Source organism: Pseudomonas sp. AM8 (assembly GCF_036346475.1).
Taxonomy (GTDB): Bacteria; Pseudomonadota; Gammaproteobacteria; order Pseudomonadales; family Pseudomonadaceae; genus Aquipseudomonas; species Aquipseudomonas marginalis.
On sequence record NZ_JAOTNX010000027.1, the window covers coordinates 1 to 18,649 of the forward strand.

The 18,649-nt window shown below is 64.7% G+C and carries 21 protein-coding genes; 9 read left to right on the forward strand and 12 right to left on the reverse strand.

Features of this window, described 5'->3' with window-relative positions:
* The 5 genes from gspD to gspG all read right to left on the reverse strand — a co-directional run.
* Positions 1-2,249: type II secretion system secretin GspD (gspD, locus tag V3W40_RS33935; RefSeq protein ID WP_330216477.1), on the reverse strand; the 2,249-nt coding region annotated here is incomplete at its 3' end.
* Positions 2,246-2,758: a type II secretion system protein GspM gene (gene gspM / locus V3W40_RS33940; protein WP_065926280.1), complete on the reverse strand. Its 513-nt coding sequence runs from the start codon at positions 2,756-2,758 to the stop codon at positions 2,246-2,248. The genes gspD and gspM, both read right to left, overlap by 4 nt.
* Positions 2,751-3,821, reverse strand: coding sequence for a type II secretion system protein GspL (gene gspL, locus V3W40_RS33945; protein WP_065947770.1), 1,071 nt, complete (start codon positions 3,819-3,821; stop codon positions 2,751-2,753). The genes gspM and gspL overlap by 8 nt, the downstream gene beginning before the upstream one ends.
* Complete coding sequence (gene gspK, locus V3W40_RS33950; protein ID WP_330216478.1) at positions 3,818-4,696, reverse strand: type II secretion system minor pseudopilin GspK; 879 nt, start codon at positions 4,694-4,696, stop codon at positions 3,818-3,820. Before gspK ends, gspL begins: the two co-directional genes overlap by 4 nt.
* An 8-nt stretch (positions 4,697-4,704) precedes the next feature.
* Entirely contained in the window at positions 4,705-5,154 is a 450-nt protein-coding gene (gspG, locus tag V3W40_RS33955; RefSeq protein WP_049708805.1) for a type II secretion system major pseudopilin GspG, read from the reverse strand.
* A 148-nt stretch (positions 5,155-5,302) separates the two neighbouring features.
* Between gspG and gspI the strand changes: the two genes are divergently transcribed.
* Positions 5,303-5,668 (forward strand): type II secretion system minor pseudopilin GspI, encoded by a 366-nt coding sequence (gene gspI, locus V3W40_RS33960; protein ID WP_065926283.1) that lies wholly within the window; start codon positions 5,303-5,305, stop codon positions 5,666-5,668.
* Here the strand turns inward: gspI and V3W40_RS33965 are convergent.
* Positions 5,655-6,086, reverse strand: a complete 432-nt coding sequence (locus V3W40_RS33965; RefSeq protein ID WP_330216479.1) for a type II secretion system protein N — start codon at positions 6,084-6,086, stop codon at positions 5,655-5,657. The genes gspI and V3W40_RS33965 overlap by 14 nt on opposite strands.
* 93 nt (positions 6,087-6,179) lie before the next feature.
* Between V3W40_RS33965 and gspH the strand changes: the two genes are divergently transcribed.
* Both gspH and V3W40_RS33975 read left to right on the forward strand, forming a co-directional pair.
* Entirely contained in the window at positions 6,180-6,632 is a 453-nt protein-coding gene (gspH, locus tag V3W40_RS33970; protein WP_027607548.1) for a type II secretion system minor pseudopilin GspH, read from the forward strand.
* Entirely contained in the window at positions 6,629-7,240 is a 612-nt protein-coding gene (locus tag V3W40_RS33975; RefSeq protein WP_065926285.1) for a type II secretion system protein GspJ, read from the forward strand. Before gspH ends, V3W40_RS33975 begins: the two co-directional genes overlap by 4 nt.
* 61 nt (positions 7,241-7,301) lie before the next feature.
* Here V3W40_RS33975 and V3W40_RS33980 read toward each other — a convergent pair whose 3' ends face one another.
* From V3W40_RS33980 to V3W40_RS33990, 3 genes are read right to left on the reverse strand one after another with little or no spacing between them, the layout of a single operon-like run.
* Positions 7,302-8,228 carry a FecR family protein gene (locus tag V3W40_RS33980; RefSeq protein WP_330216480.1) on the reverse strand — a complete coding sequence of 309 codons (927 nt, stop codon included), beginning with the start codon at positions 8,226-8,228 and terminating at the stop codon, positions 7,302-7,304.
* A gap of 37 nt (positions 8,229-8,265) precedes the next feature.
* A complete protein-coding gene (locus V3W40_RS33985) occupies positions 8,266-8,811 on the reverse strand; it encodes an RNA polymerase sigma factor (protein WP_027607555.1) in 546 nt (181 codons plus the stop codon).
* Positions 8,808-9,452: a secretin and TonB N-terminal domain-containing protein gene (locus tag V3W40_RS33990; protein ID WP_330216481.1), complete on the reverse strand. Its 645-nt coding sequence runs from the start codon at positions 9,450-9,452 to the stop codon at positions 8,808-8,810. The genes V3W40_RS33985 and V3W40_RS33990 overlap by 4 nt, the downstream gene beginning before the upstream one ends.
* Positions 9,453-9,668: 216 nt before the next feature.
* On the opposite strand from V3W40_RS33990, the gene V3W40_RS33995 reads away from it, so the two are divergent.
* Positions 9,669-9,968, forward strand: a complete 300-nt coding sequence (locus V3W40_RS33995; RefSeq protein ID WP_074846122.1) for a hypothetical protein — start codon at positions 9,669-9,671, stop codon at positions 9,966-9,968.
* Between the two features lie 371 nt (positions 9,969-10,339).
* Here the strand turns inward: V3W40_RS33995 and V3W40_RS34000 are convergent, their stop codons facing one another.
* A complete protein-coding gene (locus V3W40_RS34000) occupies positions 10,340-11,407 on the reverse strand; it encodes an NAD(P)-dependent alcohol dehydrogenase (protein ID WP_330216482.1) in 1,068 nt (355 codons plus the stop codon).
* Positions 11,408-11,554: 147 nt separating this feature from the next.
* On the opposite strand from V3W40_RS34000, the gene V3W40_RS34005 reads away from it, so the two are divergent.
* The 3 genes from V3W40_RS34005 to V3W40_RS34015 all read left to right on the forward strand — a co-directional run bounded on the left by V3W40_RS34005 (position 11,555) and on the right by V3W40_RS34015 (position 14,747).
* A complete protein-coding gene (locus tag V3W40_RS34005; protein WP_065926249.1) occupies positions 11,555-12,451 on the forward strand; it encodes a VOC family protein in 897 nt (298 codons plus the stop codon).
* Complete coding sequence (locus V3W40_RS34010) at positions 12,448-13,839, forward strand: alginate export family protein (RefSeq protein ID WP_065926248.1); 1,392 nt, start codon at positions 12,448-12,450, stop codon at positions 13,837-13,839. The genes V3W40_RS34005 and V3W40_RS34010 overlap by 4 nt, the downstream gene beginning before the upstream one ends.
* Positions 13,840-13,928: 89 nt before the next feature.
* A complete protein-coding gene (locus V3W40_RS34015; RefSeq protein ID WP_027607561.1) occupies positions 13,929-14,747 on the forward strand; it encodes an alpha/beta fold hydrolase in 819 nt (272 codons plus the stop codon).
* Positions 14,748-14,892: 145 nt separating this feature from the next.
* Here the strand turns inward: V3W40_RS34015 and V3W40_RS34020 are convergent, their stop codons facing one another.
* Together V3W40_RS34020 and V3W40_RS34025 are read right to left on the reverse strand one after the other, a co-directional pair.
* Positions 14,893-15,279, reverse strand: coding sequence for a DoxX family protein (locus V3W40_RS34020; protein ID WP_074846116.1), 387 nt, complete (start codon positions 15,277-15,279; stop codon positions 14,893-14,895).
* 79 nt (positions 15,280-15,358) lie between these two features.
* The gene (locus V3W40_RS34025; protein ID WP_330216483.1) at positions 15,359-16,234 is read right to left on the reverse strand and encodes a LysR family transcriptional regulator; all 876 of its coding nucleotides are present in this window, start codon (positions 16,232-16,234) and stop codon (positions 15,359-15,361) included.
* 112 nt (positions 16,235-16,346) lie between these two features.
* On the opposite strand from V3W40_RS34025, the gene V3W40_RS34030 reads away from it, so the two are divergent.
* Entirely contained in the window at positions 16,347-17,579 is a 1,233-nt protein-coding gene (locus V3W40_RS34030; protein WP_330216484.1) for a YbfB/YjiJ family MFS transporter, read from the forward strand.
* Positions 17,576-18,574, forward strand: coding sequence for an NAD(P)H-quinone oxidoreductase (locus tag V3W40_RS34035; RefSeq protein WP_065926244.1), 999 nt, complete (start codon positions 17,576-17,578; stop codon positions 18,572-18,574). Before V3W40_RS34030 ends, V3W40_RS34035 begins: the two co-directional genes overlap by 4 nt.
* The last annotated feature ends 75 nt before the right edge of the window (positions 18,575-18,649 follow it).

Sequence of the window (18,649 nt, forward strand, 5' to 3'; positions counted from 1 at the left end):
GCCTTCTCCACCGACGGCAATTGCGGCGCCTGTACATCCGGCATCGCCCAGCTGTGCTCCGGCTGCAACCCACTCTGGGCACGACGCATGAATTCATAGCGGTTCAAGGTAATGCTACGCCCCGCGCCACTGTCGCGAATAATGTAAGGCCGCAGGAACACCATCAGGTTAGTCTTGCTCACACTGCGCTTCTCATTGCGAAACAACGCCCCCAACCCCGGAATATCCGAGAGCCACGGCACCGCGTCATTGCTCTGGCTGTAGCCGTCCTGCAACAGCCCGCCCAGCACCATGATCTGCCCATCGTCCAACAGGATGCTGGTATCGATCGCGCGCTTGTTGGTCACCGTGCCCGCCGACACCGACGCCCGTGTGTCCACGGTGCTAACCTCCTGGTAGATATCCAGCTTCACCGTGCCGCCCTCGGAGATCTGCGGGCGTACATTCAGCTTGAGCCCCACCTCTTCGCGCTGCACGGTCTGGAACGGGTTATTGCTGGTACCGCCGCCACCGGTCACATAACTGCCGGTGACGAATGGAATGGTCTGCCCGACGAAAATGCTCGCCGCTTCGTTGTCCAGGGTCAGCAGGTTCGGCGTGGACAGCACGTTGGTGCCGCCCTTGCTCTTCAAGGCACGGGCCAGGACCTTGAGGTCGAGCACCTTGCCGATCCCCGGAATATCCACGGTGCCGTTGACCACGCCGATATTCAGGCCCTTGGGCAGTACGTCGATGCTGGTGGGGCTGGCGGGTGTGCCCACGACGCCGCTGCCACCCAGGTTAACGCCACCGAAGCCACCTTTGCCCGCCAGGTTGCCGGCCTGCCATTGCACACCGAACTCGGTGGCATCGTCCTCGCCCACTTCCACGATCAGGCTTTCGATCACCACCTGGGCGCGGCGCTGGTCGAGCATGTCGATCACTTCCCGCAGGTTGCGGTACAGCGGGTCCGGCGCGGAGATCAGCAAGGTGTTGGTGGTGGCGTCGGCCTGGATGGTCACGCCGCCGGCGCTGAACGCGGTGTCCTGCTCGTTGGCGGTATTGCCGTTACTGGTGCTGGTGCTGGAACCGGTGGCTTGCCCATAGCCCGACTGCACGCCACTGCCGGTGGGCGTGCCGCTGCTGTTCTGGGCATTACTCGTGCCCTGGCTGTTATTGCCATTGCCGCCCATGGCGCTGAGCTTGCCACGCGCGTCGTCGCTCACGCCCGAATCGCTCTCACCGGTGAGCAGCCCGCGCAGCGACTGGGCCAGCTTGGCGGCCTGGGCGTTGCGCAGGTACACCACGTGCATATTGCTGGGGTTGCTCTGGGCATTGTCGAGCTTGTAGATGAGGTTGCGTGCCAGCTCCGTACGTTCGGGGCTGCCGGAACGGATGATGATCGAATTGGAGCGCGGGTCACCGACCACGTTGATCTTCTGGGTCTGGTCGGCGCCCTGGGTTTCCAGCAGCTCGGAAACCATGGCGGCGATGTCCACGGCAATGCCGTTCTGAATCTGCACCACATCGGTATCGATGGCGCTGGGGGTGTCGATGCCACTGATGATCTGGGCGACCCGCGCAAGGTTTTCCGCATAGTCAGTGATGACGATGCTGTTGTTGCCGGGGTAGGCGTTGATCGGGTTGTTCGGCGACACGATGGGACGCAGCACCGGGATCAGGTTCACCGCATTTTCGTATTGCAGGCGGAAGGTGCGCGTCTGCATGCCACTGCTGCCGGCACTGTAGATCGGCCCGCCGAGCAACTTGGCATCGGCCTCCGGCACCACCTGGGCCACGCCGCCCACATCCACCACACTGAAACCCTGCATGCGCAGCGCTGCCAGCAGCATGTCGTAGGCCTGATGGGCCGGCACCTGGCCTTCGCTGACCAGGGTGAGCTTGCCCTTTACCCGAGGGTCCACCAGGAACTGCTGGCCGGTGGCACGGGACAGCGCGCGCACCACCGCCTGGATATCGGCATCGACGAAATTGAGCTGCACCGGCTGGTCACCCAGCGGGTTGCGCGCCTTGACCGGCGCCGGGGCCTGGCCACGGACGCTGTTGGTCACCGGGTGCTGGACCCGCGGTTTCGGTGCTTCGTCGCGCTGGCGATCCAGCAGGGTATCGCCGCTGCGCCGGGTATCGGCCAGGGGTTGGCCAAGCTCACTGTCCACCAGTAACGGCGTGGTTGACGGGCTGCTGCACGCACTCAAGGCCAGCAACAGCAACGGCGCGGCCTTGCGAAAAGGGAGGACTGACCACTTCATGAAGCTTCCTTAGCGCCAGGCGCCTGATCCATGCGAACGGTCCCGGACACAGTGCCGGCCGAGTTATCGACGGCATCCGCAGCACGTTGCAAACGCGCCTCGGACACCTCCAGGGAAAATGAACGGGCATTGCCCAGCAGCCAGGCCACCACGGCGTCGGCCGGGGCGTTGTCGAAGGTCAGGCGCCAACCGCCGGCGTCCAGCGCCTGCACCTGGTAATGCCCTTGCAGGCCGGCACTGTCCAGGGCCTGGCGCAACGCGGCTTCGTCGGCCTGGCGCGGCGCGGCGACGTCCTGCAACAGCACCTGCAAGGCTTCGGCCTGGGCGCGCAGCCTGGGGGTTTCGGCCTGCCAGTAGTCGATCTTTTTCAACGCCGGCTGCACCAGCACCAGCCAGGTCAGCAGGCTTGCCAACACCAGCCCGGCGCCGATCAGCAGGCGTTTCTCGCGCAGGGCCAGGCCGCTCCAGAACACCTGGGCCTGGGTGCGCAGGCGCAGCCACCTATTCATCGCCGGCCTCCGGTTTTTCCGTGGCCGGCGCCGGGCCGATGCTCCAGCCCTGCTCATCGCGCATGGCGGCAAAACCGGCCTGGGCCAACGCGGCCTGCCACTCACCCTCGGCCGCCGGGTTGCGGCTGTCGGCGAGTAACGCCAGGTGCAAGGTGCCCTGCTCAAAGTTCAGGTTATCGACGCTGCCCACCATAAAGGGCAGGTTGCTGCCTGCCAGTTGCAGCAGGCTGCTGAAGCGTTGGCCCGAATCGGCGGCCGCGCCGCTCTGACGTGCGGCCAACTGTTGACGGGCCTGCTGCAAGGGGTTGAGCACCACCGGTAATTCAGGAAACGCCTGGCGCACCTGTTGGTTCATCAACGCCTTGAGCCGTTGGCCTTCGTCGACCTGGCGCGCGGCATACAGGTTGAGGCCGACGGTCCAGATGGCAGCGGCCAGCGCCACACAAGCCAGCGCCCTGCCCCATCCGGCACCGGAGGCTTGACCGAGGCGAGCATGCAAGCCCCAGCCAGGCACCGCGCCGCTCCAACGCTGCGCCTCCGCCACCAGCGGCACGTCGAGCGCCTGCAACCCCAGCGGGTGCACAGCGCCCTGTTGCAGGCTGTCGCGGGTCAACAGATAGCCGTCGTCCAACGCCGCCGCCCCCACCGGCAACGCATAGGGCGCCGGGTACAGGCCGCGCAGCTTGAGCTGCACCTGGGCCAAGACCTGGCCCAGTCGCTCCAGCCCGGCCTTGGGCACCCAGCCCACCTGCACGCGCCCATCGCTTTCGCGCGGGCCGTGGGCCACGTGCATTTGTTCCACCGGCCCGAGGATCAGCGCCTGGGCCGCACAGGCCACCGCCGCCTGGTTTTTTGCTGCGGGCAATGGCGGCAGCTCCAGGCTGGTGAGCAGGCTGTCATGCGGGTGCAGAAAGCAGTCCACCGCCTGCCGGCTCTTGCCCAATTGCGCCAGGCTTTCCTGCCCCTCGGACACCACCACGCCACGCTCGATCCAGGCAAATTTCACCTGGCTTTCAGCACTGACCTGATCCAGCGGCGGCAAGGCAATGCGCAAGCGTTTCATACGCCCACCCGCGACCAGATCACCCTGGGCTCACGGTCTTCGGGGCGGTGCAGCAACGCGTCGATCGTCACCCGCCGGCGCTCGCGTCGCGCCTGGCCCTGGAGGCGAAACCACTCGCTGGTAATGCCCACTTGCACCGCTTCCAACTCCACCTGGGGCAAGTGCAGACGGTTGACGAAATCCCCACGGTTGATAAACCAATGCCCGTTGTCGCGCTCGGCCACCAGCCCGTGGGCCTGGGACAGGCTGAGCTGGGGCACCACCGCGCTGAGCACTTCGGCGCTGGCAGTGTTGCCGTTGACCCAGGTATTGCCGGGCAGCACGCTGACGTACGCCTGCAGGCGCTGCAACACCTCCGGGGTCAGGCCTTCGAGGCCACTGAGGTCGTCGAGGCTGCGCAGCATCGGGTATTTGGCGGGCTGCCCGTTCTGTTCATAGGAAGCAATCACCCGCTGGCTGATGCGCCGGCCCACGGCCGGGGCCACGCCCAGGGTGCGGCACAGGCGCTCGAAGCTCTGCAATTGCTCGGCGTCGGGCTGCTGGCGGTTAACCAGGTTGCGCAGGTTGAACTTGCCCTGTTCATCGTCTATCCGCCCCTCGAACACGCCGGCCTGGGCCCGCGCCCAAGGTTGGTCAAGGCGGGTCAGCACGTCCTTCTGGCGGGCTTCCCAGAGCATCTGCCGGCTGCGCTCAAGACCGCCCAGCAACAGCCATTGGCCCTGCACGCGCGACTGTTCGGCTTCCAGGCTGCGGGTGAATACGGTCTGGCGCGTGAGCATGCCGCCGGCGATCACCGCCACCACCGCCGCGATCAGCAAGGCACTGATAATCGCCATGCCGCGCTGCTTCGCCGCTGGGGGCGAATACCCTTTCATGGCGCGCCTTACAACTGCCAGGAGCCGATATCGGCATTCACGCCATCGCCATCCGGTTGGCCATCGGCACCCAGGGAGAACACATCGACCTCACCGTTGGCGCCCGGGTTGAGGTAGTGGTAAGGGTGGCCCCAGGGGTCGTTGGGCAAACGCTCGAGGTAGGCGCGCCAGTTATTGTTCTTGGCATCCGCCGGGCGTTCCACCAGCACTTTCAGGCCCTGGTTCATGCTCGGGTAAGTGCCGTGGTCGAGGCGATACAGCTTCAACGCCTGCATCAACCCGCCGATGTCCTGTTTCGCGGCGGTGGCCCGCGCCTGGTCCGGGCGATCGAGGACCTTGGGCACCACCATCGCCGCGAGGATCCCGAGGATGACCACCACCACCATGATCTCGATCAAGGTGAAGCCACGCTGGCCGCGAGGGCCTGGCAATGGGGATGTTAGGCGCGCGATATCCATCTCGACATTCCTTGGCTTGGGTACATTTCGTGGCGCAGTGTTGCAAGAACACATGTCAGTCGTATTGAAAATCCTCGGGAGTTTCGGTCGCCAATCGGTCAACTGCCGGCGCTAGTCTGCGGGCCTGTTTCCCGGCTTTGAGAACCCCATGTACGGCCGTCGCAAGGAGCAAGGTTTTACCCTGATCGAGGTGCTGGTGGCGCTGGCGATTATCGCTGTGGCGATGGCTGCTGCCATCCGCGTGGCCGGGTTGATGACCCAGGGCAACGGCCTGCTGCGGGACAAATCCATGGGGTTGCTGGCGGCGCAGAGTCGCCTGGCGGAGTTGCGCCTGGAAGGGCATTTGCGCGACGGCACAAAGACCTTCAGCTGTGACCAGGGGCGCTTGAAACTGCGGTGCGAGCAGACCATCAGTCGCGATGGCCGCCTGTTTCAAGTCAACGTGCAGGTGCTCGACGCCAGCCACGAGGCGCCGCCGCTGGCCCGCGTGGAGACACAGGTCAGGGCCGAGTGAGCCGCGGCAAGGCCGGCCCATCGGGCAATTTGTCGAGGTTGACGCGCAGCTTCTCGCCGCCGCGCTCGATCTCGACTCCGTCGCCCTCGATGGCCGTAAGCCGCACGCCGGGGCTGAGGCGCTCGCCCAACAGGAAACTGCGCGGCGGGCCGTCGTTGAGACTGAGGATCGCCACCGCACCGCGCGCCCCGGCCAGCACCCCAGAGACCTTGACCTGCAACGCCGCCGGCGCATTGGAAAACCATTGCAGCGCCGGGTTATCGCTGCGCGCCGCCAGCACCTGGGGCGCGGCCTGGGGCGTATGGGACTCGGCGGACGTCAGCAGCAGCGGCGTCCAGACCGCCACACCGGCCAATGCCGCCAGCAACGCCACGATCTGCACACCGTGGGCCGGTGAGAAACGCAGGGTGAATGACATGGGAAGGACCTCCTGTTTGTCCATGGCACCAGCCTACAGGCCAATTCGCACGTTTTTATTTCACAAGCTCACCAGCTTTCGAGGGGCCTACCGATGAAACAGCAAGGCTTCACCCTGATCGAGTTGATGGTGGTGCTGGTGATCATCGGCATCGCCAGCGCCGCCATCAGCCTGACCATCAAGCCCGACCCGCTGCACCTGCTGCGCAAGGACGCCGAGCGCCTGAGCCAACTGCTGCAAGTGGCCCAGGCCGAAGCCCGCGCGGACGGCCGCCCGATCACCTGGCGCGCCGACGCCAAGGGCTTTCGCTTCAACCGCCGCACCGACGATGGCAGCGGCGTCGAAGCGTTCCAGGGCGACACCCAACTGCGCCCGCGCCTGTGGGAAAGCACGCCGATGCACATCAATATCGAACCCCGGCAAACCCTGGTGCTCGACGCCGAATGGATCAACCCACCCGTGCGCATCGTGCTGTCCGACGGCCAACACAGCCTCAGCCTGCAACGCGACACCGCCGGTTTGATGCGCGTGGTGAGCCAGCCATGAAGCGCTCCGAACAAGGCTTCACCCTGATCGAAGTGATGGTCGCGATCATGCTCATGGCCGTGGTCAGCGTAATCGCCTGGCGCGGGCTGGACAGCGTCACCCGCGCCGACCAGCACCTGCAGGCGAGCAGCGAACAGACCGAAGTGCTGCTGCGCGCCCTCAACCAACTGCAGCGCGACATCAGCCTGCGCGCCAGCGTCGAACTGAACACCCCGGAGCCCTCAAAGAACAGTGCAGAAAAGCTCGATGGACCGGCGGCGGTCACCGTGCGCAGTTCCGACAGCAAAGGCTTTCGGCTGGACATCATTCGCAGCGCACCCATCGCCGGCGATGGCCTGCAACGGGTGCGCTGGTGGCTCAAGGGCGACAGTTTGTATCGCGCTGCGGCACCCGCGCGGGATCGCTATCCGCTGCCGGCGGCGAAGGATGGCGTGGTGGTGTTGAGCGGGGTCCGTGACCTGCAGGTGCGGGTGTGGGAGGCGGATAAGGGCTGGCGGCAGTTGAGCGGGAATCGGCGTGAGGATCCGTTGGGGCTGGAGATCAGTTTGGTGCGGGAGACGCCGCAGGGGGTGGAGAAGTATCGGCAGGTGGTGGGGCCACTGAGATAGCCGTCCCAAACACGCCCCCCCGTAGATACCGTGTTATCACATTGAAAATAGGCAGGTACTTCTAACTCAACAACACCACCCCACCCGGCAACTCCGTACACTTGGCCCCATACGCATCCCGAATCAACAACGCCACCCCCGCCAGCTGCTGCAGGCTGAACCGCGCCTGGACGCGCCGTTGGCCAAGTTGCTTGTTGAGCAGCACCAGCATCCCTGGGCGGTAGCGGTTGATTTCGTCCACCACCGTGGCCAGGGTGGCGTTGTTGAAGACCAGCACCTGTTCGCGCCAGGCCACGACCGCCTGGGTGTCCACCACCACCGGTTCGCCCAGGCCGGCCGCGTCGTAGCTTAGTTGCCGGCCGCTTTCCAGGCGCACGCTGCGCCCGGCCACGGCCACCGACAGCCAGCCCTCGATACAGGTCACGCACACCGTGCGGTCGGTGTTGCGCAGATTGAAACGTGCCTGCGCCGCGCTCACCCAGCCTTCGCCCGCCAGCACCTTGAGCGGTTGTGCGGAATGGGCGATCACCTCGACTTCGCCTTCGAGCAATTCAAGCCCCTGGCCCACGCGGCTGACGCGCGTCTGGGTGTTGAGTTCCAGGCTGACGCCGTCGCTTAACAGCACTTGGCGCTGTTCGCCGACTTCGGTGCGATAGTCCGCCGTGAGGCCGGCAAAACCACCGGGGGAGCCGACCTGCACCATGAGCATGGCGGCCGATGCGGCAATCGCGCCGCCCAGGAACGCCCGGCGCCCAAAGCTGCGCGGCTGCGAGACTTGCTCAAGCGCCGGGGCCAGTTGCTGCCACATCGCCTTGGCCTGCTCGAACGCCTGGGCATGCTCGGGGCTTTGCGCACACCAGGCCTTGAGCGCCTTGGCATCGGCCACGGTGGCGCGGCCCGAGGTCAGCAGGACCAGCCAGTCGCGGGCTTCATCGTGCAGGGGGCTGGCGGCGGAGTGCCGGGGGGCACAGAGGCTAAAAATGTTCAAGCGCGCAAATACTCACGGTTTTATCAGGGACTCGACTCTAAGACGGTTTTCCGGCCCCGGGACCGAACCGCTGGATCACTTTTCTTTCCAGGCGCTTGGCGCAGTGGCCCAGGGCGGCCTTGATTTCCTTCTCGACCATGCGCGTGGAAATGCCGAAACGCTGGGAGATTTCCAGGTGCGGGGCTTCTTCCAGGCGGGCGGCGATAAGGATCTTGCGGCGGCGGGCCGGCAGTTCGTAGAGCGCCTTGACCAGGGACTGGATTTCTTTCTGGCCGCCCACCACCCGTGACGGGTCCTGGGCTTCGTCGGCGCTTTGCAGCAGTTCTTCCACCTCGCTGCCGGTGAGCAGGCGCGCGTCGGCCTGGCGGCGGTCGGCGGCGATGTTCAAGGCCATGCGGTACAGGTAGGCATTGGGTTGCGCCAGGTTGGGCGGCACTTCCATGCGGTCGACCCGCAGGTAGGTTTCGTGCAGCACATCGTTGGCCAGGTCCTCCGAGCCCAGGCGCTTGCGCAAACGTACCTTGAAGTCGTCGTAGGAGGCCAGGAACAAGCCGACCATCGTACTGTGCCCGGTATTTTTCATCCGCCCCAGGCTCCGTTTGCTGCTGTGCATTCCATGCGCGTTCCTGTGGTGTCGGGCATCAAAAGTAAAGTCACCGGTTGACGCAGCGAGCTCGGTGCCGGTCGTTCGACCCGCGTGGTGCCCAGGTTGCGTACCAGTGCTTCATCGCGTTGTTCGTCGCCGGTGGAGCTGACCAACCGACTGTGTTCGATCAGCCCTTGGGGGTTGACCCACACCTGTACCAGCGCGCGGAAACTGCCGGGCCGGGTCAGCGGCGAGCGGCACAGGCTGGTCTCGATGGCCTGCTGCAAGGCCGTGGCGTAGCTGTTGTTGATCCGTGCGGCGTTGCGTGCCGCCGCACCACGGGTGGCAGGCGGCTGGCTGACCGCGGGCAACTGCAAGGTGAACGCATCATCGCGTGCATAACGCGCCATCAGGCCACTCCCCGTCAGCAACATCGCCAGAGCCTCCTGCGCCGTAAAACGTCCGCGCACACTGATGGAACGCCGGCCCCGCGTCAGTTCGCGGTCGACCAGCACCGCCATTCCGGTGGCGCGGCTGTACGCTTGCAGTGCATGTTCCAGGTCCTGCGCCGGCAGGTTCAACAGCAGCAGCGGTGACTCCGCCTGCGCGACGCGACCACCGGCCAGCAGCAACAGCAAGACCAGGGCGCATACGGCGCGCCTCCAGCCCCCCTGTTCACCCCCTGCTCTGCATCGCTGCACGGCCGACGCGCCCTAGAAAACCGTCATCCTGAGGCCAATTTATGAACCTGATGTTACGGTGATAGCAAAAAAAACATCACGGTGACGAGAGGCCCGCTGCACTAGACTTGCACACCAACCGGCTCACCCCCTCGGGCCCGCCAGGAGGCCTTGATGAAACGCTTACCGCTCCTCGCCAGCCTGTTGCTGTGCGCGGCCCTGCCCTTGCACGCCCACGCCGGCAACTGCGCCGAAGTCTCGGTGGATGGCTACAAGGCGCCCGACTATGGCTGCCTGAGCCAGCAGATGGGCAACGACACGAATGCGGCCAAAGCCGCGAAGAAAAACCGCGAGGCGCAAGGCATTGCCGTGGAAAAACGCCAGCCGAACAAGGTCGGCCTGGCCACCCCGGCGGCGACCAGCGTGCGCATGGGCAATACCTTCGGCACCTCGGTGAAACCACAGCGGCCTTGAGTTGTTCGATAACTGTTTGAGCAACACAGCACCCATGTGGGAGGGGCATAGGTATCTACACAACTTTGTCTAAATGCTGTCCCCCCGGCACATAGGGCTGTTGTGGTGAGCGGGCTTGCCCCGCGCTGGGCTGCGAAGCAGCCCCAAAACCAGCCCCTACAGAGTGTCTGATACACCGCGTTCTTCTTTCCTGGGGCTGCTTCGCAGCCCAGCGCGGGCGGTGCGACGATTCGACAAGCCCGCTCACCACCACCACCACCACCACCACCACCACCACCACCACCACCACAGTTACAGTGTTCCTCCTTAACTGACTGGCATCAGGGCAAGCCCCCCTCCTACATTGCCCCCAGTGTTTCCCGGAGCAGTTTTCAAGCCGCGTGGCTTTCCTTTTTCAAGCTGTCCATATCGATCACGAACCGGTACTTCACATCGCCCTTGAGCATGCGCTCATACGCCTCGTTGATGCCCTGGATGTCGATCATCTCCACGTCCGAGACAATCCCGTGCCTGGCGCAGAAGTCGAGCATGTCCTGGGTCTCCTGGATCCCGCCGATCAGCGAGCCGGCCAGGCTGCGGCGCTTGAAGATCAGGTTGAATACGGTTGGCGACGGGTGCGGGCTGTCCGGGGCGCCGACCAGGGTCATGGTGCCGTCGCGCTTGAGCAGGTTGAGGAACGCATCGAGGTTATGCGGCGCGGCGACGGTGTTGAGGATGAAGTCCAGGCTGTTGGCGACCTTGGCCATTTCGTCCGGGTTCTTCGATACCACCACCTGGTCGGCGCCCAGGCGCAGGCCGTCTTCGCGCTTGTTGGGCGAGGTGGTGAACAGCGTGACATGGGCGCCCATGGCATGGGCGATCTTCACCGCCATGTGCCCCAGGCCGCCCAGGCCCACCACACCGACCTTCTTGCCGGGCCCGACCTTCCAGTGGTGCAGCGGCGAATAGGTGGTGATGCCCGCACATAGCAAGGGCGCGACGGCGGCCAGGTTGGAATCGTCGTGGGAGATGCGCAGCACGAACTTCTCCTTGACCACGATGCTGTCCGAATAGCCGCCAAAGGTATTTTCACCGCCGAATACCGGGCCGTTGTAGGTGCCGGTAAAACCGCTCTCGCAGTATTGCTCCTCGCCTTCGGCACAGGAAGCGCAGTGCTGGCAGCTGTCGACCATGCAGCCGACACCGGCGAGGTCGCCGACCTTGAATTTGCTCACATTGCCCCCCACCGCCGTCACGCGGCCGACGATTTCGTGGCCGGGTACCGACGGGTACAGGGTGTTGTTCCACTCGTTACGCGCGGTGTGCAAATCGGAGTGGCACACGCCGCAGTAGAGGATGTCGATCTGTACGTCGTCCGCCCCCGGCGCGCGGCGCTCGAAGGTAAAGGGCTTGAGGGCATCCGTGGCGTTCTGGGCGGCGTAGCTGTATGTCTTGGCCATTTCGTTCACCTGTGTGATCTGACGGTAGAGGTCAGTGGACCAGCATAGACGCTGAACCGTTCAACCGAGCACGTTTGTACAATTTCCATCGCGTCCCTGCCCCTAACCTCACGGCTTTCAATCCCGTAGAAGTGCTGGAGAGTGGGCATGGGCAGCAAAGCAATCAAGGTATCTGTGGCATTGACGCTGCTGGCGAGCGCAATGATGGGCAATGCCTTCGCGGCAACCCCGAGCGTGGCCGTGGCGCCGCAATACGACACCAGCCACGTGTATGTGGCCCCGGCGGATGTGGAGCGTTTCGCCCAGAGTTTCCTCGCCACCTTTGGCGGCAAGAGCACGCCCCAGGTGGTGGTGAACGTGCTGCCGGTGCCGAGCAGCACCACCTCGCAACTGCTGCAGACGCCGGCGGGCACGGTGTCGCTGTTCGGTTTCACCACACCCATCCCGCACCCCTTCGGCCAGGAACGCAACGGCTACCTGGTCAAGGACATGGACGCGGCGCTCAACGCCGCGCGGGAAAACGGCGCCGCCGTTATCGTCAGCGACTTCCCGGACCCGATCGGGCGTGACGCCGTGGTGCAATGGCCGGGTGGCGTGAACATGCAGCTCTACTGGCACACCAAGACCCCGGACTACGCGGCGTTCCAGACCGTGCCGGAAAACCGCGTGTACCTGTCCACCGATCGCGCTGACGCCTTTATCAAAGCGTTTCTGGGTTTCTCCCACGGCAAGGTCCTGGCCGATGACAAACACGCGCCTGGCGTCGATGTGGGTCAGGCCACTGGCACTTACCGTCGCGTCGATATCGAGTCGCCATTCGGGCGCATGGCGGTGCTGGTCACCAACGGCCACCTGCCCTACCCCTTCGGCCACGAGACCACCGGTTATCAAGTGCCTGACCTGACGGCCACGCTGGGCAAGGCCACCGGTTCCGGCGCCAAGGTCTTGGTGCCGGCCTTTGACAGCAAGGGCCGGCGCAGCGCCGTGGTGGAATTCCCCGGCGGCTACGTCGCGGAAATTCACCAGCTCCACGCCGCAAAATGATTCGCCGCACAGGCTGGGGCCTGGCCGTGCTGTGGCCGCTGCTGCTCGGCAGCGCCCACGCCGACGAGCAACCGACACGACCGGCCATCAAGACCAATCGCTGGCAGGAGGACTGGTCGGTGCTGCGTGACCCGGCGTTACGCACGCAACCGCTGGACAGCTTGAAGTACATCCCGCTGTCCAGCGCCAACCCGTTCACCTATTTGTCATTGGGGGCGACACTGCGTGAGCGCTTCGAGATGAACGATGCCAGTGGTTTTGGGGTGAAGGACGTGAAGCGAGATCGCTACCTGATCCAGCGCTTCCAGGTGCACGCCGACCTGCACTTGAACGAATACTGGCGGCTCTTCACCCAACTGGAAGACGTACGCGCCTACGACAAGACCACGGTCGGCGGCGCCGACCAGAACCGCGTCGATCTGCGCCTGGCCTTTGCCGAATACGTCAATGCCTTCGGCAGCGGCACGCTCAAGGCCCGTGTCGGGCGCCAGGACTTCGCCTTCGACTTGCAGCGTTTCATCTCATCGCGGGATGGCCCGAATGTGCGGCAATCCTTCGATGCGCTGTGGGCCGATTGGGAAACGTCCAACTGGCGCTTTATCGGGATCGCCAGCCAGCCGGTGCAGTATCAGGACGAGCGGCACTTCGACGACACATCCAACCGTGACGCGCGCTTCCACATGCTGCGGGTCGAGCGGCTGGTGGGCGGCAAGAATGAGCTGTCGGCCTACTACGGCGTGTACGAACGCAGTGCCGCGCATTACCTCGACGCGGACGGCGATGAAACCCGCCACCTGTTCGACGCACGCCTGGGCGGTGCGGCCCTGGGGTTCGACTGGGACATCGAAGCCATGCTGCAAAGCGGCTCGGTGGGCAGCAAGGATATTCGCGCCTGGGCCGGGGGCAGCCGCACGGGGTACACCTTCGAGAGCCTGGCGTGGAAGCCGCGCATCGGCCTGCAACTGGACATTGCCTCGGGCGACCGCAAGACCGGTGACGGCACCGTCGGCACGTTCAACCCGCTGTTCCCCAACGGCTACTATTTTTCCCTGGCCGGCTATACGGGCTACAGCAACCTGATTCACGTCAAACCGTCGATCACCGTCAAGCCCATCGACAAGCTCAGCGTGCAGACCGCCGTCGGCCTGCTGTGGCGCCAGACCACCAGCGACGCGGTGTACACCCAGCCGAACCTGCCCGTCGCCGGAACCGCAGGCCAGGGTGAACGCTGGACCGGTGCCTATGGTCAGCTGCGTACCGACTATGTGTTTACGCCGAACCTCACCGGCGCGGTTGAAGCGGTGCACTACGCCGTGGGCCGCACCTTGCGCGATGCCGGCGGCGATGACAGCAATTACCTGGGGGTCGAGCTCAAGTTCAGTTGGTGACCCCAGGCAAGCACACCCGTACAAGCCCCCGGCCCGGTTTCGGGCAATAGTGAGGCTGGTTTTTCAGTCCCTCAATCAAGGAGTTTTCCATGAGCACATTCGTTGCCAAAGACGGTACCCAGATCTACTTCAAGGATTGGGGCAGCGGTAAGCCCGTGCTGTTCAGCCACGGCTGGCCGCTGGATGCCGACATGTGGGAATACCAGATGGAATACCTCAGCAGCCGTGGCTTTCGCACCATCGCGTTCGACCGCCGTGGCTTTGGCCGCTCGGACCAGCCGTGGACCGGCAACGACTACGACACCTTCGCCGACGACATCGCGCAGCTGATCGAACACCTGGACCTCAAGGACGTGACCCTGGTGGGCTTCTCCATGGGCGGCGGCGACGTGGCCCGCTACATCGCACGCCACGGCAGTGCACGCGTGGCCGGCCTGGTGCTGTTGGGCGCAGTGACGCCGATCTTCGGCCAGAAGCCCGATTACCCCCAGGGCGTGCCGACCGAAGTGTTCGACGGCATAAAGGCCGGGTTGCTGAAAGACCGTGCGCAGTTCATCGCTGACTTCAACACGCCGTTCTTCGGCATCAACAAGGGCCAGGTCGTTTCCGAAGGTACGCTGACCCAGACCCTCCAGATCGCCATGCTGGCGTCCCTCAAGTCGACCGTGGATTGCGTCACCGCCTTTTCCGAGACCGACTTCCGCCCGGACATGGCCAGGATCGACGTGCCGACCCTGGTGATCCACGGTGACGGCGACCAGATCGTGCCGTTCGAGACCACCGGCAAGGTTGCAGCCGAGATGATCAAGGGCGCCGAGCTGAAGGTGTACAAGGATGCGCCCCACGGTTTTGCCGTGACCCACGCTCAGGCCCTGAACGAAGACCTGCTGGCGTTCCTGAATCGCTGAAACACCCACTCCTTTGGCCGGCACGCCACTCCCCCCTGTAGGAGCGAGCTTGCTCGCGAAGATCGTCAACGATGACGCAGTAAATCAGATTTGACGCGTCGCTATCGAGTTCTTCGCGAGCAAGCTCGCTCCTACAGGAGTTGGTTTACCCGGCCTTTTTTTCCAGTGCCAGGCGCCCTGGTCCGGCAATCAGGATGCTGGTGAACATGATCAACAGCAGCCAGCCGAATTGCCCTTCCAGCAGCGTCCACTCCGGATGCACCACCACCATAGCAATCAACAGCACCGCCAGAATCGGCAGGCACGCCAGGCGCACCAGCACCCCGGCGATGATCAGCAGCGGGCACAGCACTTCGGCGAAAATCGCCAGCAGCAAGGTGACATGGGCGCCTAGGTGAAACGGGTCTTCGATCTGCTTCAACTGCTCGCTGTAGTTGAGCAACTTGGGCAGGCCATGCACCCACAGCAGGAACAGCGCCCCGCTGCCTCGCAGAAACAACAGCCCCAGGTCCTGGTGTCTTGATTCGTTCATATGCGCTCCGGTGGGTTGACAGGTTATCGACGTCGATTGTGTCCACGGCGCGGTACGCATGCTTGCAAGCCTGTGCTGACTAATCCCCCGTTCCGGCAAACCCCGCGACGATTTCATCGATCACCGCCCGCACCCGTGCGGTGTGGCGCAGGTCGGCGTGGGTCACCAGCCAGACGTCGTAAGGCAACGGCCGCGCGCGCTCCGGCCACAGGCGTACCAGCCCGTCGCGCTCGCCGGTGAGGATCGGGATTTCGCCGATGCCGATCCCGGCGGCGATAGAGCGGCGCACCAACAGGCTGGAACTCAGGGCGGCGACGATGCGCCCACGGCCCAGGGGTTCCGAGACCAGGGTCATGTCCTTCTGGGTTTGCAGGTACGGTTGATAGACCACAAGATCATGCCCTTCAAACAGGCTGCCCGGCTCCGGCGTACCCTGGCGATCGATATAGGCCTGGGACGCAAACAACCCCACCGGCCAGCACGCGAGACGCCGGGCGATCAGGTCGGGGCTGTCCGGGCGGGTGTTGCGCACGGCGATGTCGGTCTCGCGTTTGGCCAGGCTCAGGAACTGGGTCGACGCGTCGAGCTGCACGCGCACATCCGGGTGCTGGACGTGCAGGCGCGCAATCGCCGGGATCAGGAAGTCGATGGCCAGGGAGTCGGTGGTGCTGACCCGTACGGTGCCGGTCAGGCGGTCATCCAGGCCCTGGATCTGGCGCTCCAGCTCCAGGGCCGAGCGTTCCATTTTTTCCACCGAGTACAGGGCGGCCTCGCCGACGGCGGTCAGGGCGTAGCCTTCGGAGGTGCGCAGGAACAGCGTGGCACCCAGGGACTTTTCCAGGGCGTTGACCCGCCGCCCGACTGTGGCCTGGTCGACCCCCAATACCCGTGCGGCCCCGCGCAACGTCGACTCGCGGCAGACCGCCAGGAATACCCGTGCATCATCCCAATTCATGCTGCCTCCTTATGCTGCATATCTGCATCACAGCGACGTGTATTCGCTGCATTATTGCATCCAAAAACCTGGATATGCTGGGCACCAGAGAAAAATACCCAGGACCGCCATCATGCTCGACACTCACGCCCCACCCCGCCGCTCCGTGTGGCTGCCGATCTTCGCAGGCCTGTGCGCCAGCCTGGTCAGCATCGGCCTGGCACGTTTTGCCTATACGCCATTGACTCCGTCGCTGATCCAGGCCCAATGGTTCAGCGCCAATGACGTGGTGTACCTCGGTGCCGCCAACCTGGTGGGTTACCTGATCGGCGCGCTGATCGGGCGGCCCATCGCCCAGCGCACCTCGAACAGGACCGCGCTGCGCCTCATGATGGTTGCGGTGACCCTGGCGTTCTTCGCCTGTGGCTTCCCGCTGTCGGTGGTGTGGTTCTTCGCTTGGCGCCTGCTGTCGGGGATTGCCGGTGGCGCAATCATGGTGCTGGTGGCGGCGACCGTGTTGCCCCATGTACCGGCCGCACGCCGGGGTCTGGCCAGTGGGGCGATCTTCCTCGGCATCGGCCTGGGCATCGCCGGCTCCGGCACCCTTGTGCCGCCGCTGCTGAGCCTGGGTTTGCAGCAGACCTGGTTCGGCCTCGGCCTGTTGGCCCTGGTGCTGACTGCCGCCAGCTGGTTCGCCTGGCCTGCGGGCACGCTGCATGAAGACGCGCCGCCATCCGGCGCGGCCGTAGCAACGCCTTCCGGCGTGTACCTGCTGTTCGCCCAATACGCCTTTATGGCCGCGGGGCTGGTACCGGCGATGGTGTTCCTGGTGGATTACGTGGCCCGTGGCCTGGGGGCCGGGGCGCATATCGGCGCGATGATCTGGGTGATGTACGGCCTGGGGTCGATTGTCGGGCCGGTCACTTACGGGTTCCTCGCAGATAAACTGGGGGCGCGCTTGAGCATCCGCGTGGTGCTGGTGGTGCAGGCGATTGCCGTCGGTGCGTTGCCGTTTGCCGGCTCGTTGACTGGCCTGGCGGTGCTCGCGGTGATCCTCGGTTCTTTCCCGCCGGGCATCGTGCCGTTGGCGCTGGCGCGGGTGCACGAACTGCTCCCCAACCATCATCAGCAGCAGGTCGCGTGGAGCCGTGCCACGGTGTCCTTTGCTACTTTCCAGGCACTCTCGGGGTTTGCCTATTCCGCCCTGTTCAACGTCAGCGGAGGCCAGCATGCGCTGTTGTTCATGATCGCCGCGGGGGCGATAGTGGTCGCCCTGGCCCTGGAACCGGGCATGCGCCTGCTGAACCGTCGGCCGTCCGACGCGGTCCCAACCCATACGCTCATCGCTGCAGGTAATCTGAAATGACGCTTCCCAAAGAAATGACCCTGATCGAAATCACCACCCCCGGTGGCCCCGAGGTGCTGCAACCACGCCGGGCAGATGTACCGGTGGCGGGCCCCGGCGAGATCCTGATTCGCGTGCATGCGGCCGGTGTCAATCGCCCCGACGCCCTGCAACGCGCCGGCAAGTACCCGATGAAACCCGGCATGAACCCGCTGCCTGGCCTGGAAGTGGCAGGCGAAGTGGCCGCGCTGGGCGACGGCGTGACCGAATACGCCGTGGGCGATAAGGTCTGCGCCCTGACCAATGGCGGCGGCTATGCGCAGTTCTGCACGGTGCCCGCCAGCCAGGCGCTGCCGATTCCTGAAGGCATGGACTGGATTCAAGCCGCCGCCGTGCCGGAAACCTTCTTCACCGTGTGGGCCAACCTGTTCGGCCTCGGCGATGCCCACACCGGCCAGCGCGTGCTGATCCACGGCGGCACCAGCGGCATCGGTACGACCGCGCTGATGCTGTGCCGCGAATTCGGCATCCAGGCCTTCGCCACCGCCGGCAGCGCCGACAAATGCGCGGCCATTGCCCAGCTGGGCGGCGAGCCGATCAATTATCGCGAGCAGGATTTTGCCGAGGTCATCGCGCAACAGACCAACGGCCAGGGTGTGGATGTGATCCTCGACATCATGGGCGGCTCGTATCTGAACAACAACCTCAAGGCCCTGGCCATGGACGGCCACCTGGTGATGCTGGGTTTCCTCGGCGGCGCCAAGGCCAACGACGTCGACCTGTTGAGCATCCTCGGCAAGCGCGCGGTGATTACCGGCTCGCTGTTGCGTGCGCGCAGCAAGGCTGAAAAAGCCGCGATTGCCGAACAGTTGCGCGAGTACATCTGGCCGGTATTGGAGGCCGGGCGTTGCCTGCCAATCATCGACAAGGTGTACGCATACACCGACGCCGCCCAGGCCCATGCGCGGATGGAAGGTGGGGACCATATCGGCAAGATTGTGTTGCGGGTGGAGTAACCAGCAGGCAACACAAAAAAATGCGGGACGGGCAAGCCCGCTCACCACAAAAAGCCCCCTCACCACAGTTACAGT

What these genes read in the sequence shown, in the direction of transcription:
- gspM (WP_065926280.1), bottom strand. Translation starts at nt 2,758, where the DNA reads ATGAATAGGTGGCTGCGCCTGCGCACCCAGGCCCAGGTGTTCTGGAGC.
- gspL (WP_065947770.1), bottom strand. Translation starts at nt 3,821, where the DNA reads ATGAAACGCTTGCGCATTGCCTTGCCGCCGCTGGATCAGGTCAGTGCT.
- gspK (WP_330216478.1), bottom strand. Translation starts at nt 4,696, where the DNA reads ATGAAAGGGTATTCGCCCCCAGCGGCGAAGCAGCGCGGCATGGCGATT.
- gspG (WP_049708805.1), bottom strand. Translation starts at nt 5,154, where the DNA reads ATGGATATCGCGCGCCTAACATCCCCATTGCCAGGCCCTCGCGGCCAG.
- gspI (WP_065926283.1), top strand. Translation starts at nt 5,303, where the DNA reads ATGTACGGCCGTCGCAAGGAGCAAGGTTTTACCCTGATCGAGGTGCTG.
- V3W40_RS33965 (WP_330216479.1), bottom strand. Translation starts at nt 6,086, where the DNA reads ATGTCATTCACCCTGCGTTTCTCACCGGCCCACGGTGTGCAGATCGTG.
- gspH (WP_027607548.1), top strand. Translation starts at nt 6,180, where the DNA reads ATGAAACAGCAAGGCTTCACCCTGATCGAGTTGATGGTGGTGCTGGTG.
- V3W40_RS33975 (WP_065926285.1), top strand. Translation starts at nt 6,629, where the DNA reads ATGAAGCGCTCCGAACAAGGCTTCACCCTGATCGAAGTGATGGTCGCG.
- V3W40_RS33985 (WP_027607555.1), bottom strand. Translation starts at nt 8,811, where the DNA reads ATGAAAAATACCGGGCACAGTACGATGGTCGGCTTGTTCCTGGCCTCC.
- V3W40_RS33995 (WP_074846122.1), top strand. Translation starts at nt 9,669, where the DNA reads ATGAAACGCTTACCGCTCCTCGCCAGCCTGTTGCTGTGCGCGGCCCTG.
- V3W40_RS34000 (WP_330216482.1), bottom strand. Translation starts at nt 11,407, where the DNA reads ATGGCCAAGACATACAGCTACGCCGCCCAGAACGCCACGGATGCCCTC.
- V3W40_RS34005 (WP_065926249.1), top strand. Translation starts at nt 11,555, where the DNA reads ATGGGCAGCAAAGCAATCAAGGTATCTGTGGCATTGACGCTGCTGGCG.
- V3W40_RS34010 (WP_065926248.1), top strand. Translation starts at nt 12,448, where the DNA reads ATGATTCGCCGCACAGGCTGGGGCCTGGCCGTGCTGTGGCCGCTGCTG.
- V3W40_RS34015 (WP_027607561.1), top strand. Translation starts at nt 13,929, where the DNA reads ATGAGCACATTCGTTGCCAAAGACGGTACCCAGATCTACTTCAAGGAT.
- V3W40_RS34020 (WP_074846116.1), bottom strand. Translation starts at nt 15,279, where the DNA reads ATGAACGAATCAAGACACCAGGACCTGGGGCTGTTGTTTCTGCGAGGC.
- V3W40_RS34025 (WP_330216483.1), bottom strand. Translation starts at nt 16,234, where the DNA reads ATGAATTGGGATGATGCACGGGTATTCCTGGCGGTCTGCCGCGAGTCG.
- V3W40_RS34030 (WP_330216484.1), top strand. Translation starts at nt 16,347, where the DNA reads ATGCTCGACACTCACGCCCCACCCCGCCGCTCCGTGTGGCTGCCGATC.
- V3W40_RS34035 (WP_065926244.1), top strand. Translation starts at nt 17,576, where the DNA reads ATGACGCTTCCCAAAGAAATGACCCTGATCGAAATCACCACCCCCGGT.